The 14,855-nt window shown below is 66.4% G+C and carries 15 protein-coding genes; 5 read left to right on the forward strand and 10 right to left on the reverse strand.

Going from position 1 to position 14,855, the window contains the following annotated elements:
• Positions 1-66: 66 nt before the first annotated feature.
• Positions 67-1,029 (reverse strand): tripartite tricarboxylate transporter substrate binding protein, encoded by a 963-nt coding sequence (locus D3A59_RS26535; RefSeq protein ID WP_119157768.1) that lies wholly within the window; start codon positions 1,027-1,029, stop codon positions 67-69.
• Between the two features lie 15 nt (positions 1,030-1,044).
• Positions 1,045-2,124, reverse strand: coding sequence for a 4-oxalomesaconate tautomerase (locus D3A59_RS26540; protein WP_119157769.1), 1,080 nt, complete (start codon positions 2,122-2,124; stop codon positions 1,045-1,047).
• Positions 2,125-2,463: 339 nt separating this feature from the next.
• Between D3A59_RS26540 and D3A59_RS23610 the strand changes: the two genes are divergently transcribed.
• Complete coding sequence (locus D3A59_RS23610) at positions 2,464-3,396, forward strand: LysR family transcriptional regulator (protein ID WP_119157770.1); 933 nt, start codon at positions 2,464-2,466, stop codon at positions 3,394-3,396.
• A gap of 68 nt (positions 3,397-3,464) precedes the next feature.
• Here D3A59_RS23610 and D3A59_RS25665 read toward each other — a convergent pair whose 3' ends face one another.
• The 8 genes from D3A59_RS25665 to D3A59_RS23645 all read right to left on the reverse strand — a co-directional run bounded on the left by D3A59_RS25665 (position 3,465) and on the right by D3A59_RS23645 (position 9,486).
• Positions 3,465-3,935, reverse strand: coding sequence for a VOC family protein (locus tag D3A59_RS25665; protein ID WP_157991673.1), 471 nt, complete (start codon positions 3,933-3,935; stop codon positions 3,465-3,467).
• A gap of 7 nt (positions 3,936-3,942) precedes the next feature.
• Positions 3,943-4,392, reverse strand: coding sequence for a type II 3-dehydroquinate dehydratase (aroQ, locus tag D3A59_RS23615; RefSeq protein WP_119157771.1), 450 nt, complete (start codon positions 4,390-4,392; stop codon positions 3,943-3,945).
• A gap of 61 nt (positions 4,393-4,453) precedes the next feature.
• Positions 4,454-5,473 carry a TRAP transporter substrate-binding protein gene (locus D3A59_RS23620; RefSeq protein ID WP_119157772.1) on the reverse strand — a complete coding sequence of 340 codons (1,020 nt, stop codon included), beginning with the start codon at positions 5,471-5,473 and terminating at the stop codon, positions 4,454-4,456.
• A gap of 68 nt (positions 5,474-5,541) precedes the next feature.
• Positions 5,542-6,363, reverse strand: coding sequence for a shikimate dehydrogenase (aroE, locus tag D3A59_RS23625; protein ID WP_119157773.1), 822 nt, complete (start codon positions 6,361-6,363; stop codon positions 5,542-5,544).
• A gap of 13 nt (positions 6,364-6,376) precedes the next feature.
• Positions 6,377-7,615, reverse strand: coding sequence for a CaiB/BaiF CoA transferase family protein (locus tag D3A59_RS23630; protein ID WP_119157774.1), 1,239 nt, complete (start codon positions 7,613-7,615; stop codon positions 6,377-6,379).
• Positions 7,616-7,629: 14 nt separating this feature from the next.
• A complete protein-coding gene (locus tag D3A59_RS23635; RefSeq protein WP_419187276.1) occupies positions 7,630-8,109 on the reverse strand; it encodes a MaoC family dehydratase in 480 nt (159 codons plus the stop codon).
• Positions 8,106-8,492 carry a VOC family protein gene (locus D3A59_RS23640; RefSeq protein WP_119157776.1) on the reverse strand — a complete coding sequence of 129 codons (387 nt, stop codon included), beginning with the start codon at positions 8,490-8,492 and terminating at the stop codon, positions 8,106-8,108. Before D3A59_RS23640 ends, D3A59_RS23635 begins: the two co-directional genes overlap by 4 nt.
• A 52-nt stretch (positions 8,493-8,544) precedes the next feature.
• Positions 8,545-9,486 carry a ketopantoate reductase family protein gene (locus D3A59_RS23645; protein WP_119157777.1) on the reverse strand — a complete coding sequence of 314 codons (942 nt, stop codon included), beginning with the start codon at positions 9,484-9,486 and terminating at the stop codon, positions 8,545-8,547.
• 129 nt (positions 9,487-9,615) lie between these two features.
• Between D3A59_RS23645 and D3A59_RS23650 the strand changes: the two genes are divergently transcribed.
• The 4 genes from D3A59_RS23650 to D3A59_RS23665 all read left to right on the forward strand — a co-directional run.
• Complete coding sequence (locus D3A59_RS23650; RefSeq protein WP_119157778.1) at positions 9,616-10,551, forward strand: LysR family transcriptional regulator; 936 nt, start codon at positions 9,616-9,618, stop codon at positions 10,549-10,551.
• 498 nt (positions 10,552-11,049) lie between these two features.
• On the forward strand, positions 11,050-12,609 hold the full coding sequence (locus D3A59_RS23655; protein ID WP_119157779.1) for a DUF4331 domain-containing protein: 1,560 nt from the start codon (positions 11,050-11,052) through the stop codon (positions 12,607-12,609).
• A gap of 13 nt (positions 12,610-12,622) precedes the next feature.
• Complete coding sequence (locus D3A59_RS23660) at positions 12,623-13,858, forward strand: hypothetical protein (RefSeq protein WP_119157780.1); 1,236 nt, start codon at positions 12,623-12,625, stop codon at positions 13,856-13,858.
• Positions 13,855-14,855, forward strand: a 1,001-nt coding sequence (locus D3A59_RS23665) for a HupE/UreJ family protein (protein ID WP_157991674.1), incomplete at its 3' end; no start/stop codon positions are given. The genes D3A59_RS23660 and D3A59_RS23665, both read left to right, overlap by 4 nt.

Genomic DNA, 14,855 nt, shown 5'->3' on the forward strand with positions numbered 1-14,855 from the left:
GAAGTCGGCGCGCGTTACCAGCTGGCATTCTGAGCAGAAGACTTTTGCCGTCTAACTTATGCACAATCAATCGGCCGTCATCTTTGCTTTTTGAACGACGCCCTTCCACTTCGCCAATTCGGACTGCACCAGCGTTCCCAACTGCTCGGGGGTGCTTGCCTGGACGTCCATTGCATGGTCTTCGAGCTTTCTCACGGTGTCGGGGTCCGCAAGAACCTGATTCAAAGCCTTGTTGATTTTATCGATCACCGGTTTCGAGGTCTTGGCCGGGGCGAAGAAGGCATACCACTGGGAAACGTCAACCCCTTGTACGCCCATTTCCTTCAGTGTCGGAACTTCAGGAAAGTAAGGCGACCGTTTTTCGCCCGCAATGGCCAGTGCACGCAGTTTCCCTGCTTTCACCATCGGGAGCGCAGTGAAGGCGCTGGGGAAAAAGATCTGTGTCTGACCTGCCAACGTGTCGTTCATCGCAGGCCCCGAGCCTTTATAAGGCACGTGTAGCATCGACGTTCCCGTCGAGAGCTTGAACAGTTCGGCCGCGAAATGGGGAGCCGTGCCATTGCCTGCAGAAGCATAGCTGTATTGGGTTGGCTTCGCTTTGAGCTGAGAAATCAGTTCGCTCACATTTTTGGCCAGAACAGAAGGGTGGACTGTCATCACTGTGGGGGACGACCCGACCAACCCGACCGGCTCGAAGTTGGCGACCGGGTCATAACGCAGTTTTTGGAGTGCCGGGTTCATCGCATGGGTTGCGATGTAGCCGAACATCAGGGTATGCCCATCCGGTGTGGCGCGGGCCACTGCCTCCGAGGCCAGCGCACCTGCAGCGCCTGCCTTGTTTTCCACAATGACTGCCTGACCTAGCAAGGGGGCCATTTTCTGCGCAATGACGCGTGCCATCGCGTCATTGCCACCGCCTGCGGCAGTAGGAACAACGATGGTGATCGTCTTGGTCGGGAAAGCCGCCGCACTTGCTGCCGCCAGCGACATCACAACACCCATGAACGGAATACCTGCACGCTTGAACATGGTTTGTCTCCTTGTTTAGGAATTGAAAACGTAATCGGGGATATGGAGTTCCCCTTCCATGATTTTTCTTGCGGTGCGCAGCAAGGCTGCGCGACTCACTTGCAATTCTTCATCCGATCGCTCGAGCTGAATGTCCACCTCGATACGTCCGGCCGGGTGCCGAACTGCCACCCGGCGCTGCCCTTCAAAAATATGATCGCTACTTGCCACGGTCCCAGGCAAGGCAAACGCACTGGCAACACCGATTGCCCCAGTCACTGCATGCGAGGAATGGCAGCGGCGCGGGGTGAAGTAGCGGGAAACAATCTCGTTCTCATTGGCACCCTTGCTGATCAGCACGGGCTTGGGCACAACACTGTTGCTGACATCACCAAGCCCCATCAGCTTCCCCGCCTTCAGGCGCAGCGCCTCCAAGCGGACCAGCATCTCCTTGTTGGCGTCCAGTTCGGCGGGAGCTTCGTCGCCCCGTACGCCGAGATCTTCAGCCCGAATCAGCATGAGAGGCATTGCTGCATCGATGCACGTCACCTGCACTCCTGCGATTGTGTCGATGCGTCGACCGGTCGGGAACACGCTGCCGGTCACCGCCCCCCAGGCGTCCAGGAAGTTCAGCCGGATCGGAGCGGCCGCACCCGTGACACCATCAATGCGGCTGTCGCCTCGATAGGTGACGGTGCCATTTGGCGTGCACACCACCACTTCAATGCGGGAGCCAGTGTTCACGTTGTATACGCGCACCGTTGTCTCGTCACCCGTCGGCTGCACCAGCCCCTGCTCGATGGCGAAAGGTCCCACGCCAGCCAGCATGTTTCCGCAGTTGGGCCGTACGTCGACGCTGAGCTGTCCTGCACCCAGTTGCGCAAACAGGTAGTCGACGTCGCAGTCCGGCTGCCGAGAACGGGACACGATGGCAACCTTGCTGGTCAAGGTGCTTCCCCCGCCCAGGCCATCGAGCTGCAATAGATCTGAAGCACCGATGGCACCGATGAGGGCTCGATCCCGAAGTTCCGGATCCTGAGGTAGCCAATCACCTAGGAAGAACGGACCTCGAGAGGTGCCCGAGCGCATCAGAACGCAAGGAAGAACTGTTTTCATGGCGCAATGTTCCGATGCATCGGTCGGGATGTAAATTGCATAATTCGGAATGATTGATGTTGAAGCAGCATCAATCCGAGGGGCGAGACAGTCTGCCCAGGTCTCCTGGTCAGATCACATCCAACAGCGTTCCTTGGGGCAGGAGGTCGCTTCCAGGACAGGACGCTTCGTCAATCTCCATCGTCTATCTCCAGGGCGTACCGGGCGATGCGCCGCAGGGGCGAGCTGGTTGAGCCGGTTGAAGGGGTCGTCTCAAAACTGGGAGAGGATCGCCATCCATTGCATTGTTTCTATCAACTGATCGACAATCGACATCAATCGGCCATTCAATGGAAGCCCATGTCCATCAACTTTGATCTCAACGATCTCCTGGCCTTCCGTGCAGTGGCGGAGCTCAGTAACTTCCGCAAGGCCGCAGAATCGGTTCATCTGTCTCAGCCTGCGTTCAGCCGCCGTATCGAGAAGCTGGAACAGGCGTTGGGGGTGCGCCTGTTAGAGCGCACAACGCGACGGGTCACGCTCACTGCGGTGGGGCGCGACTTTGAACGCAAGGTGCGAGAGCTGCTTGACGAGCTCGATACCACGCTCCTCGGGATCCGAGGCGTTGCAGCGACCCGTATGGGGGAGGTCACTGTCGCCTGCGTCCCTTCCACGGTGTACTACTACCTGTCCCAGGTGATTCGTCGTTACCACGAGCTGTGCCCGAAGGTGCGCGTGAAGGTCTTCGATGCAAGCGCCAATGAAGTGCTGGCAGCGGTAGCCCGAGGGGAAGCCGATTTCGGACTCAACTTCATGGGGGCGCAAGAGGGTGACCTCGACTTCAAGCCGCTTGTGGAGGAGCGCTTTGTGGCTGCCTGTCGCCGGGACCACCCGCTCGCAAAACTGCGGCGGGTAACGTGGGCACAGCTCAGCGACTACGAGTTCATCTCCATCAGTCGCTCATCGGGAAACCGTCTGCTCCTGGACCAGGCGTTGGCCAGCGTACCGAAGCGGCCGCAGAGCATCTACGAGACCCAGCATGTGACAACGGCACTCGGTCTCGTTGAGGCCGGACTCGGCGTGGCCGCAGTGCCGTCCACTGCCATGCCGGGATCGGACCATCCGCTCCTCGTCAGCGTGCCGCTCGTCGATCCCGTGGTCTCGCGCAAGATCGGACTGATTCGACGCCGAGGACGGCCGTTATCGCCCGCGGCACAACAGTTGTTCGATCTGCTGAGTGACGTCAAAGGGCATCGCCGCAAAGGCGAGCAGGTGCGCAAGTCGCCAAGCTGAATGGTTCGGGAAGGAGGAGGTAAAGCAGGAAACTACTGCCGGCCACACCGATCCAGTTCACGTGTCCCTCAAGGCGTCGTCGATCTAGTCTTGCTCGCGAAGCCGGTGCTGCAACACGCAATACAGTTGCTTCCAAGCCCTGCTTTGCTGACACCGGGGACAGAGTCTGCTTTGTTGCCTTCAGGCCTTGCCCCACGACGGTTGCCAAAGGGATCGTGCGTGAACATCCGTTCGACACCCGGCTGTGGATCACCTGCCATCCTCTCGTCCCCGGCCTCGTGCAGCGCAGCCTGCAGCGCCGCGAGATCGTTCACGAGCAAGGCTAGACGGGCGTGGCATGCCGGCACGAAATCTGGATCGACGGCCAGGTGAAATTGCTGTGCAGCACCGAGCAGGAACCACAGGCCACGGATCCGCTGCTTGGGCTGCCGCAACTCCTGCAGGTCCAGCAGCCTGCCGTAGAAGCAGCGCGCCCGGTCGAGAACGTCCGCCTCCGACGGGATGGATAGGTTGAGGTGGTCGAGCGCGGGAGCGCCCATGCCACCCTCAGCGCGACTGAGCTGCCTGCGCCGCCGATACAGCCGCGCGCAGCGCGAGCAGGTAGCTGTCCACGCCGAAGCCGCAGATCTGGCCCTTGGCGATCTCGGCGAAGACCGAGTGGTGCCGGAACGCTTCGCGCGCATGGATGTTGGACATGTGCAGCTCGACCACAGGCACGGTCAGGATCGCCAGCGCGTCGCGGATGCCGTAGCTGTAGTGTGTCCAGGCGCCGGCGTTGATCAGCACCGCGTCCACCCCGTCTGCGTATCCCTGGTGAATGCGCTCGCACATCGCGGCCTCGCTGTTGGTCTGGAAGCTCTCCACCTCGACGCCCAGCTCCTTGCCCAGCGAGCGCAGCCGCGCGTCGATCTCGGCCAGCGTGACCGTGCCGTACTGCGCCGGGTCGCGCTTGCCGAACATGTTGTGGTTGATGCCGTGGAGCATGAGGATCTTCATCGGGAGGTCCGTCCGTGCGGAAGAGGAAAGGGGGGAGGCCGCCAGGGCGGCCTCCGGGGAGTCACTTGCGCAGCTTGGCGAGCTCGTCGTAGACCTCCTTGACGGTGGCTTCGCCCACGGCAAGGGTGTGCTTGTCGATCACGGGCTTGACCTTCTCGCGCAGGCGCTGGATCTCGGCCGGGGGCAGCTCGGTGACCTGCATGCCGGCCTTCTTCACTTCGGCGAGCGCCTCGTCGGCCTGGGCGCGCGAAACCTGGCGCTGGTACTTCGTCGCTTCGGCCGCTGCCTCGGTAAAGATCTTCTTCTCGCCGGCGGAGAGCTGGTCCCACAGCTTCTTGCTGACGATCACCGCCTGCGGGTTGTAGATGTGGCGCGTGAGCGCCAAGTGCTTCTGCACCTCGTAGATCTTCGCCGAGCGGATCACGGTAACCGGGTTCTCGTGGCCGTCGATTGCCTTCGATTCCATGGCCGGATAGACCTCGGGGAAGGGCATTGGCGTGGCGTTGGCGCCCAGCGCGTTGAAGAGATCGATGTAGATCGGCGACTGGATCACGCGCACCTTCAGGCCGGCGATGTCCTCGACCTTGTGGATGGGGCGCTTGCTGTTGGTGAGGTTGCGAAAGCCCAGATCCCAGTAGCCCAGGCCGACGATGTTCTTGTCAGTGAGCTTGGACAGCAGGCTCTTGCCGAAGGGACCGTCGACGATGGCGTCCGCCTCCTGAGGGGTGTTGAAGAGGAAGGGGAAGTCGAAGATCGCGAATTCCTTGGCCTGAGCACTCAGGATGCCGGCGTTGAGCACCGTCATCTCCACCGCGCCGCCCTGCAGTGCCGAGACGGTCTGCAGGTCGCCGCCGAGCGTGCCGCCCGGGAACAGGCGCACCTTGATCTTGTCGCCAGACTTCTGCGCGACCAGCTCGGCGAACTTCTGTGCCCCCATCTCCTGCGGGTGGCCCTTGTTGTTCTGGAACGCGAACTTGATCGTGCGCTCCTTGATGTCCTGCGCCAGTGCGGCGGTAGCCGGCAACAGCGCGGCGGCGCCGACTGTCAGGGCCAGGCACAGCTTGCGGGTGATCGTCTTCATGGATGTCTCCTCTTCGGGGGTGGATGGGCGGCCGTTGGCGGTCCGCCAAGTGGAAAATCGGGGGAGGATCAGGCCAGCGGCACCGTGAGTTGTTCGATCATCGCGCGGGTGTCGGGCCGCACGCCGCGCCACCATTCGAAGGCCTCAGCCGCCTGCTCGACCAGCATGCCGACGCCGTCGGCCAGGTGCGCGGCGCCCGCGCCCTGCGCCAGGCGCAGGAAGGGGGTCAGGCCCTTGCCGTAGGCCAGCTCGTAGGCGAGGCAGCCGCGGGCGAAGACCTCGGTACGCACCGGCGGCAGCTCGCCGCGCAGGCTGGCCGAGGTGGCGTTGACAACGATGTCGAAGGAGTGGCCGGCGAGGTTCGCGTAGCCTGAAGCGCGGAGCGTGCCGAACGAGGCGAACTGCGTGGCCAGTGCCTGCGCCTTCTCCGACGTGCGGTTGGCGATCACGAGTTCCGCCGGCTGCTGCGCCAGGAAGGGCAGCAGCGCGCCGCGCGCTGCGCCGCCTGCGCCGAGCAGCAGTACGCGCCTGCCCTTCAGCGGGAAGCCGAGGTTTCGCTGGATGTCGTTGACAAGGCCCACGCCGTCGAAGTTCTCGGCGGCGATGCGCTCGCCGTCGAACTTCATCGCGTTGACCGCGCCGGCCAGCCGGGCGCGCTCGGAGAGCTCGGTAGCGATCTCGAAGGCCTGCAGCTTGAAGGGCGCGGTGACGTTCATGCCGCGCCCGCCGGCGGCACGGAAGGCATTCACCGCCGCCTTGAAGCCGTCGAGCGGTGCCTCGATCGCGCTGTATTCCAGGTCCTGCCCGGTCGCGCGGGCGAAGCTGCCGTGGATCAGGGGCGACTTGGTGTGGCCCAGCGGGTTGCCGATCACGGCGTAACGGTCGGTCATGGTGCGCTCCTTTCTAGGCCAGGTTCAGGCGCTCGACGGCTTCCTCGGCGTAGAGCACGCCGTCACGCACCATCGCGTCGATCCGCTCGGTCGAGTAGCCGAGCTCGGCGGCGATCTGGCGGTTGTGCTGGCCCATCAGGGGCGCGACGCTGCGTGGGCGGGTGTCGCAGTCGGAAAAGCGGAAGGGCAGGTTGGGCAGCCGGACCTTGCCAAGCACCGGGTGCTCCTGCTCGACCACCATGCCGCGCGCTTGGATCTGCGGGTCGGCCAGCACCTCGTCGATGCGCTGCACCGCTGCGCAGGGCACCTCGGCCGCGTCGAGCGCGGCGATGCAGTCCGCACGCGAGGGCTGCGCCATCGTCCAGGCCTTGACATAGGCAAGTGCTTCCAGCCGGTTGGCGTTGCGGCTGGCCGGGTCGAGGAAGCGCTTGTCCGAAGCGAGTTCCTCGCCGCCGATCAGGCGTGCCAGCCGCTTCCATGCATCGTCCACCTGCGCGGCGATCACGAGGTAGCCGTCCCGCGCCGGGAACACGCCGTAGACGGTGGACTCGGGCTGATCGTGGCCAGTCTGCACCGGGATTTCCTTGCCACCGGACAGCGTGTAGCCCTGCACCGCATAGTCGTGCATCGACACCATGCAGTCGTAGAGCGCCATGTCGATGTGCTGGCCCTTGCCGGAGGCCACGCGCCCGTAGAGCGCGGCGCAAACGGCGGCTACGCCGTGGATGCCGGTGTACATGTCCGCCAGCGGCATGCGCAGCAGCGGCGGCGGCTCGCCCGGCACTCCGAGCTGCGCCATCGCGCCGCTCTTGGCCTCGGCGATCAGGCCGAAGCCCGGCTTGGCCGAATCCGGGCCGGTGTGACCGTAGGCGGAGACCGAGCAGTAGACGAGCCGGGGGTTGATCTTCGAGAGCTGCTCGTAGCCGAGGCCCAGCTTGTCGAGCGCGCCAGGACGGTAGTTCTCGACGAAGACGTCCGCCGACTTGACCAGCTCGTGCATCATCTCCAGGCCCCGCGGGTCCTTCATGTTGATGCACAGGCCCTTCTTGCCCATGTTCTGCTGCAGGAAGTAGCCGCTCTGGCCGTCGATGAAGTAGGGGTGCGCGCGGCCGGCGTCACCGGCGGTCGGGCGCTCGACCTTGATCACCTCGGCGCCCATCGCCGCGAGGCAACGCGACAGGAATGGGCCGGCCAGAAAGTGGCTGTAGTCGATGACGGTGATGCCGGCCAGCGGCAGTGCTTGCGTCGTCATGGAAGACTCCGTGTTCATTGGGCGTCGGGACGACGCGGGATCATCAGGCGGTGTTCGCCTCTCTGAACCACTTCGCCGCACTGGTTGATCAGCTCGGAGGGCAGCACGACGATGCCCCAGCCGGGCTTGCTCTTGGACGGCCGCATGCTGCCGACGCGGAACTTCACGTGCAGCGTGTCGCCGAGCTTGATGGGGCCGAGGAAGTCCCAGGTCCAGCCCAGCGACATGCCCGGCAGGAAGCGGTAGTCGCTGATCGTCTTCAGGCCGTCGGCGATCGACAGGCCGAACAGGCCGTGTGCGACGCGGGTGCCGAAGGGCGTGGTCCGGGCGTATGCCTCGTCGGTGTGGACTGGCGTGTGGTCGCCTGTGAGGTCGGCGTAGGCCATCACGCGTGCCTCGGTGACCTCGTAGGTCGGGCTGACGCACTCGTCGCCTTCCGTGGCGTCGTCCCAGTAGCGTTCGTAGCTCATCTCGGTTGCTTTCTGTCTGCTCATGCGCGTGGATCGATGGCCAGCACCTCGGCGACGGAGTTGCCGCTGGCCTGGATCAGCTCGACCGCCAGCCCGTCCGGCAGGCGCAGCCAGTTGGGTCCCTGCGGCATCTGCTTCACGCCCCAGCCCTCGGCCTCCCGCAGCGCGGCCTCCAGGTCCTCGACCATGATCCCGAGGTGAGCCAGGCGTCCCTCGGGGCCCTCGAAGTCCGGGTCGGACATCAACTGCATGCCGCCGAGCGTCCAGAACTGGTGCGGTGACTCGACCGGACCGTCCACCTCGCGCATCTGCATGCCCAGCACCTCGCGGAAGAAGCGGATGTGCCAGTGGATGTCCTTCACGCGGACCGCCACGTGCTCGACATAGGATTTCTTCGTGTAAGCCATCGGGCTCGTCTCCTGTTTGGCCTGACGCCGGCCGAGGCCGGCGCGAACGGGTTCACGCCGCCTGGGCGCCTTGCTTCATGCGGTGCTCGATGCCCTTGATCGCGGCCACGAGCGTGCGGTTGACCGGGGTAGGGACGCCGCATTTCTCGCCCCAGCGCACCACCGAGCCGTTGATGAAGTCGATCTCTGTGACCGAGCCCTTCTCCAGGCTCTGCAGCATCGAGGTCTTGAAGTCGGGCGGCAGGCCGGCCGAGGCCATCTCCCAGGCCTGGCGCGGCGCCTGCATCGACAGCCGGATGCCGCTGGCGCGTGCCACGGCCATGGCTTCCGCTACCGCCGTGAGTGCGGTCTGCTCGATCTCGGGAACGGAGTACAGCGGGCCGTAGGTGAGCCCCGTGATGCCGCTGAGTGCTCCGGTGGCGACGTTGATCAGCAGCTTGTCCCACATCGTGCCCAGGATGTTCGGGCTCACGGTGGTGGCGAGGCCGGCGCGCTCGAACTCGGCAGCGATGCGCTGCACGCGCGGGGAGATCGAGCCGTCGAGCTCGCCGATATGGGTGTGCTTGCCGCGGGTGCCGGCGACGATGTGGCCGGGGCCGAGCATCACGCCGCCAACGTAAGTCTTGCCGGCCAGCACGCGCTCGCGGCCGACCACCTCGGCCAGGATGTCCTCGTGACCCAGGCCGTTCTGCAGCGACAGCACGACCGTCTGCTCCCCGACGATAGGCGCTGCAGCCTCGATGGCCGAGCGCGTGTCGAAGGACTTCACCAGCACGATCACGAGGTCTGCGGGGCCGATACCGTGGCAGTCGGTCGATGCCTGCACGCGCACCGTGCGCTCGCCATCGGCGTGGCGCATGAGCAGCCCCTCGCGGTTGATCGCCTCGACATGCACCTTCGAGCGGTTGATCAGCCACACCTCCGAACCGGCCTCCGCCAGCGTGCCGCCGATCGCACAACCGAGCGCTCCCGCGCCGAGAACACAAACCTTCAAGCCCCGCTCCTTTTCGATGCGGACACCGCAGTGCGCAATGCCGGAACGAACGATAGAGAGCGGTCTATCATTCGTAAATGCAATGTGCTCAATACATGGCCTTGCAATATGCAATGAAGGGGCTGCCTGATGAAGACCCACGACAGCGATGCCATGCTGCTGGACCCGAAGTTGCTACGTCTGTTTCACCTGCTCTACAGCACGGGAAGCGTCAAGCGTGCCGCCGAGCAGCTGGAGCAGGCTCAGCCCACGGTGAGCATTTGGCTCGGCCGGTTGCGCGAACTGCTGCACGATCCGCTGTTCGTGCGCACGTCCCGGGGCATGCAGCCGACACCGCGTGCCGATGCGTTGATTGGCACCGTGCGGGAGGCTCTGGAGGCCCTGCGCCGCCTGTCCGCGTGGGAGCCTGTCTTTGAGCCGGCCAGCGTGCAGCGGCGTTTCCGCATATGCATGACGGACGCGAGCCATGTCACGCTGCTGCCGCAGCTGCTGGCCCATGTGCGTGCGATGGCACCGGGCGTGACGCTGGAGGCGCTGCGCATCGATGCCGACACGGCGCGCTTGCTGGAGTCGGGCGAAGCCGACTTGGCGCTGGGACTGGTGCCGTGGCTGGAGTCCGGCTTCTACCAGCAGGCGCTGTTCGACCAGGACTGGGTTTGCCTCGTGAACTCCCGGCACCCGCGCATCGCTGACCGGATCACGCTGCCCGCCTACCAGGACGAGGGGCACATCGCCATTGCCTCGGGCACCGGCCACATGCTGCTCGATGCGGCGCTGAAGGAGCAGCGCATCGAGCGCCGTGTGGTGCTCGAGCTGCCAGGCTTCCTGGGCTTGGGAGCGATCGTGTCGACCACCGACCTGATCGCGACACTGCCGCGCCACATTGGCGAGACGCTGGCACAGACCGGACAACTTGCCGTCTTCTCATGCCCAGTGCCAATTCCTTCCTTCACTGTCAAGCAGCACTGGCATGCGCGCTATCACCATGAGGTCGGCAACCAGTGGCTGCGGGGCGTGTGCGCCGATCTGTTCCTACGCCGTGCACATGCAGCAGGAACTCCATAAGCGACTGGCGCTTCGTGGTCTGGATTCCGGGAGTTCCACGTGAGCGCTAAGTCAACCTGATCGAGGCAACATCACTTTCCGTCCCAGATCGAACATGCCGAGGACCGGACCGTGGCGGAGGACCGCTCATGGCCGGTTCCGGCTGCCCTTCGGCTCTCGACCCGCTGCGGACCTTGGATGCGGCCGCCCTGTCGCCCAGAAGTGGACTTCCGTGAAGGAAAGTTACGCCCGGCAGGCCAAGCCCGTGCGCGATAGGGCCGTCAAGGATCGAAGCAACACAAAACGCGGAAGACCCAATTTTCGGCCGGCGCTAACAACTGTCAGCAAGAACACACCCGAGAGGGGTGGCGCGCGCCGCCCAGCAGGCCCGGGAGAGCCGTTTGCCGCTGTAATCAGGCAGGGCTGGAACCCCCGAAGAAATGGCCATGCGGCCCTGCATCCAACCCGAGGCCCTCCCCGCAAGGACCGCCCCGGCTCCAACCCTCTGGGAGACCTCCAATGCTTGCTTCCTTCCGAAATCCGGCCATTGCCACGCCGGTGGCCCTCGCGATCGGGCTGCTCAGCGGCGCCGCCCACGCCTCCAGCCACCGCGAGGCACCGTTCATCACCGCGCTGCCGAAAGTCGATGCCACCGACTTCTACATGTTCCGCAGCTACGGCAACGACCGCAGCCCGGGCGACGGCTACGTGACGCTCATCGCCAACTACCAGCCCCTGCAGGAACCCGGGGGCGGGCCGAACTACTTCGCCCTCGAGGAGAACGCCCTGTATGCGATACACGTCGACAACAACGGCGACAACAGGCAGGACCTGAGCTTCGAGTTCCGTTTCAGGAATTCGCTCGCCGCGGACGGTGCGGGCACGGCGCTGAAGATCGGCGACAAGAACGTGCCCATCCCGCTGATCCAGTCCGGGCCGGTCAATGCGCCGGGAGACGAGACGCTGAACCGGCGCGAGACCTACAGCGTCACGCTCGTGCGCGGCGCCAACGGCAACGGCAGCAACTCGGGCGGCAAGATGCTGACGAACGCCAGCGGCGGCGGCAGCACCTTCATCAAGCCGGTGGACAACATCGGCACGAAGACCCTCCCCAACTACGCCGACTACGCGGCCCGGCACATCTACAACGTCAACGTCCCCGACTGCTCGATGCCCGCCAAGCTGTTCGTGGGCCAGCGGCAGGAGGCTTTCGCGGTGAACGTCGGGCCGATCTTCGACCTGGTGAACGTGCCGAGCGTGAACTTCATCACCGACCCCGCGAACAAGGGCGCGGTGGAGAACCCGCTCAGCAGCAAGAACGTCACCACCCTGGCACTGGAAGTCCACAAGTCCTGCCTGACGAACGGCGACGACGTGATCGGAGGCTGGACCACGGCCAGCCTGAACCAGGAGCGCTTCCTCGGCATGGAGTCGCGCGCTGCACTGAAGACCAACGGGACGGCCCCGCCGGCGGAGGCGGAGCAATGGAAGCAGGTGTCGCGCCTGGCCAACCCGCTGGTCAACGAGGTGGTGATCGGCCTGAAGGACAAGGACAAGTTCAACGCCTCGCGCCCCGAGGACGACGCCCAGTTCGCGGACTACGTGACGAACCCGACCCTGCCGGCCTTGCTGGAGATCGCGCTCGGCACGCCGAACATCGCGCCGACCAACTTCCCCCGCACCGACCTGGTCACGACCTTCCTCACCGGCATCAAGGGCGTCAACCAGCCGAAGTCGGGCAAGGCGCTCTCGGAGATGATGCGCCTCAACACCAGCACCCAGCCGGTGCCGTTCGCCCAGCAGAAGCGGCTCGGCGTCCTGGAGGGCGACCTCGCCGGGTATCCGAACGGACGCCGGCCGAAGGACGACGTGACGGACATCTCGCTGGTGGCCGTGATGGGCGGCCTGTGCATGGCCAACGGCAACGACGACAAGCTCGGATTCGGCAGGCAGTGCAGCCCCCGGGCCGTGCCGCTGAAGGAGAAGAGCCTGACGCTGCACGACGCCGTGGATCAGGCCGAGGTGCCCCTGCTCGACCGCTTCCCTTACCTGAACACGCCGCTGCCTGGCGCCAAGTAAGCGGATCGGCTCCGTGAACCGACTCTGCCTGCCGTGCGCGCCGCAAGGCGCGCGTCTGTGGGCGCTGGCTGCGCTGGCGCTGTCGAGCGTCTCGCTGGCCGGCGCCGCGCCCTTCGTTCCCGAGAGCGACGACACGGTCGTGCAGACGCTCAGGCCGGCACTGGGTCCGCTCGGTCGCGATGCCGCCGAGCGGCGCGCCGCGGACGCGGCGCTGAAGAGCAGGCCCGGGGACCTGCCGCTGGCCCTGAGGGTCGCGCGGCAGGCCATCGAGCAGGCTCGTGCGAGCGGGGACCCGCGCGCACTGGGTCAGGCGCGCGCGGCCCTGGCGCCCTGGTGGGAGCAGTCCGCGCCGCCCGCGCCCGCGCGGCTGCTGCGCGCCATCGTGCTGCAGAGCCAGCACGAGTTCGACGCCGCGCTCGCCGACTTGGAGGCGCTCGCGGCGAACCCGGACACGGCGGCGGAGATCCGTGCGCAAGCCCTGCTGACGCAGGCCTCGGTGCTGCAGGTGCAGGGTCGGTTCTCGCAGGCGGCGCAGGCCTGCCGGGGGCTGGAAGACCCGCGATTCGATGGCCTGGGGCAGGCCGTCGCGCTGCATGCGCGCGTCTGCGCCGCCGAGCTGCAGAGCCTCACCGGGCAGCCGGCGCAGGCCCGTGCCGCGCTGGCCGGCCTCGCCCGCACCGTCCCGGCGCCGCAGGTCGCTTGGCTGGCGCTGGTCCGCGCCGAACTCGCCGAGCGCCTCGGGGACGAGGGGGCCGAGGCGCTCTACCGGCAGAGCCTGGCCGGCGGGGCGGGGGTGTACGAGCTGGGCGCCTTCGCCGACTGGCTGCTCGATCGCGGCCGGGCTGCCGAGGTCGTGCAGTTGCTGGCCGGTCGCGACGAGGCCGATGCGCTGCTGCTGCGCCGGGCCGAGGCCCTGCAGTTGCTGCGCGACTCCCCTGCCGCCGCGGCCGCCACCGCGGTGCTGGCCAGCCGCTTCGACGCGCTGCGCCTGCGCGGGGACACCACGCACCGCCGCGAGGAGGCGCGCTTCGCGCTGCGGCTGCAGCACGATGCCCGCAAGGCACTCGCGCTGGCGCAGGCCAACTGGTCCGTGCAGCGCGAGCCTGTCGACGCGCGGCTGCTGCTGGAGGCGGCCGCAGCCGCCGGTCAGCCGCAGGCCGCGCAACCGGTGCACGACTTCCTGCGCGAGACCGGCCTAGTCGACCGCCGGCTCGAGCGGGCCGCGGCCCGCCGGGAGGCGGCGCGATGAAACCCGGCCGCTGGCGCTGGCTTCCGCACCTCCTCGGCATCGGGGCGCTGGCGCTGCTGTCCCCGGCCGCAGGCGCGCACAAGCCGAGCGATGCCTATGTCCGGCTGGAGGTGAGCGGGCAGCGGATCGAGCAGCGCGTGGACATCGCGCTGCGCGACCTGGACCGCGAACTCGATCTCGATGCCGATGCCGACAGCCGGCTCACCTGGGGCGAGGTGCGCAAGCGCTGGTCGGACATCGAGGGGCTCGCCGCCGCGAAGCTGAAGGTGCAGGCCGAGGGGCGCCACTGCGAGGTCGCGGGGACAGGCCCTGCCCGGCTCGACGAGCACACCGACGGGCGCTACGCGGTGCTCAGCCGCACGCTGGAATGCGACGGGCCGGTGCAGGCGGTGAGCATCGACTACCGGCTGTTCGCCCAAAGCGACCCCACGCACCGCGGCATCGCGCGCCTGGCTCCCGCGCAGGGCGGCGCCCTGCTGACGGCGGTGCTCGGGCCGCAGACGCCGGCGCACCGATTCGAACCCGGCGCTGCCGCCTCCGGCTCCGCGCCGCAGGGCTTCGGGGCCTTCCTGCGCGAGGGCCTGCACCACATCGCGATCGGGCTCGACCACATCCTCTTCCTCGTCTCGCTGCTGCTGGTCGCGGTATGGCGGCGCGAGAACGGGCGCTGGGTGCCGCGCCAGCACTGGCGGCCCGCGGCGGCGGAGGTGCTGCGGCTCGTGACCGCCTTCACCGTCGCGCACTCGCTCACGCTCGGGCTGGCCGCCGCCGGCGTGCTCGCGCCGCCCTCGCGGCCGGTCGAGGCGCTGATCGCCGCCAGCGTGCTGATCGCCGCCGTCGACAACCTCGTGCCGGTGGTGCCGCTGCCGCGCTGGGCGATGGTGTTCCTGTTCGGCCTCGTGCACGGCTTCGGCTTCGCCGGGCCGCTGCAGGACCTCGGGCTCGAGCGCGGCGCGCTGGCGCTGCCGCTGCTCGGCTTCAACCTCGGCGTCGAGCT

Source organism: Caldimonas tepidiphila (assembly GCF_003569765.1).
Taxonomy (GTDB): Bacteria; Pseudomonadota; Gammaproteobacteria; order Burkholderiales; family Burkholderiaceae_C; genus Caldimonas; species Caldimonas tepidiphila.

What these genes read in the sequence shown, in the direction of transcription:
- D3A59_RS26535 (WP_119157768.1), bottom strand. Translation starts at nt 1,029, where the DNA reads ATGTTCAAGCGTGCAGGTATTCCGTTCATGGGTGTTGTGATGTCGCTG.
- D3A59_RS26540 (WP_119157769.1), bottom strand. Translation starts at nt 2,124, where the DNA reads ATGAAAACAGTTCTTCCTTGCGTTCTGATGCGCTCGGGCACCTCTCGA.
- D3A59_RS23610 (WP_119157770.1), top strand. Translation starts at nt 2,464, where the DNA reads ATGTCCATCAACTTTGATCTCAACGATCTCCTGGCCTTCCGTGCAGTG.
- D3A59_RS25665 (WP_157991673.1), bottom strand. Translation starts at nt 3,935, where the DNA reads ATGGGCGCTCCCGCGCTCGACCACCTCAACCTATCCATCCCGTCGGAG.
- aroQ (WP_119157771.1), bottom strand. Translation starts at nt 4,392, where the DNA reads ATGAAGATCCTCATGCTCCACGGCATCAACCACAACATGTTCGGCAAG.
- D3A59_RS23620 (WP_119157772.1), bottom strand. Translation starts at nt 5,473, where the DNA reads ATGAAGACGATCACCCGCAAGCTGTGCCTGGCCCTGACAGTCGGCGCC.
- aroE (WP_119157773.1), bottom strand. Translation starts at nt 6,363, where the DNA reads ATGACCGACCGTTACGCCGTGATCGGCAACCCGCTGGGCCACACCAAG.
- D3A59_RS23630 (WP_119157774.1), bottom strand. Translation starts at nt 7,615, where the DNA reads ATGACGACGCAAGCACTGCCGCTGGCCGGCATCACCGTCATCGACTAC.
- D3A59_RS23635 (WP_419187276.1), bottom strand. Translation starts at nt 8,109, where the DNA reads ATGAGCAGACAGAAAGCAACCGAGATGAGCTACGAACGCTACTGGGAC.
- D3A59_RS23640 (WP_119157776.1), bottom strand. Translation starts at nt 8,492, where the DNA reads ATGGCTTACACGAAGAAATCCTATGTCGAGCACGTGGCGGTCCGCGTG.
- D3A59_RS23650 (WP_119157778.1), top strand. Translation starts at nt 9,616, where the DNA reads ATGAAGACCCACGACAGCGATGCCATGCTGCTGGACCCGAAGTTGCTA.
- D3A59_RS23655 (WP_119157779.1), top strand. Translation starts at nt 11,050, where the DNA reads ATGCTTGCTTCCTTCCGAAATCCGGCCATTGCCACGCCGGTGGCCCTC.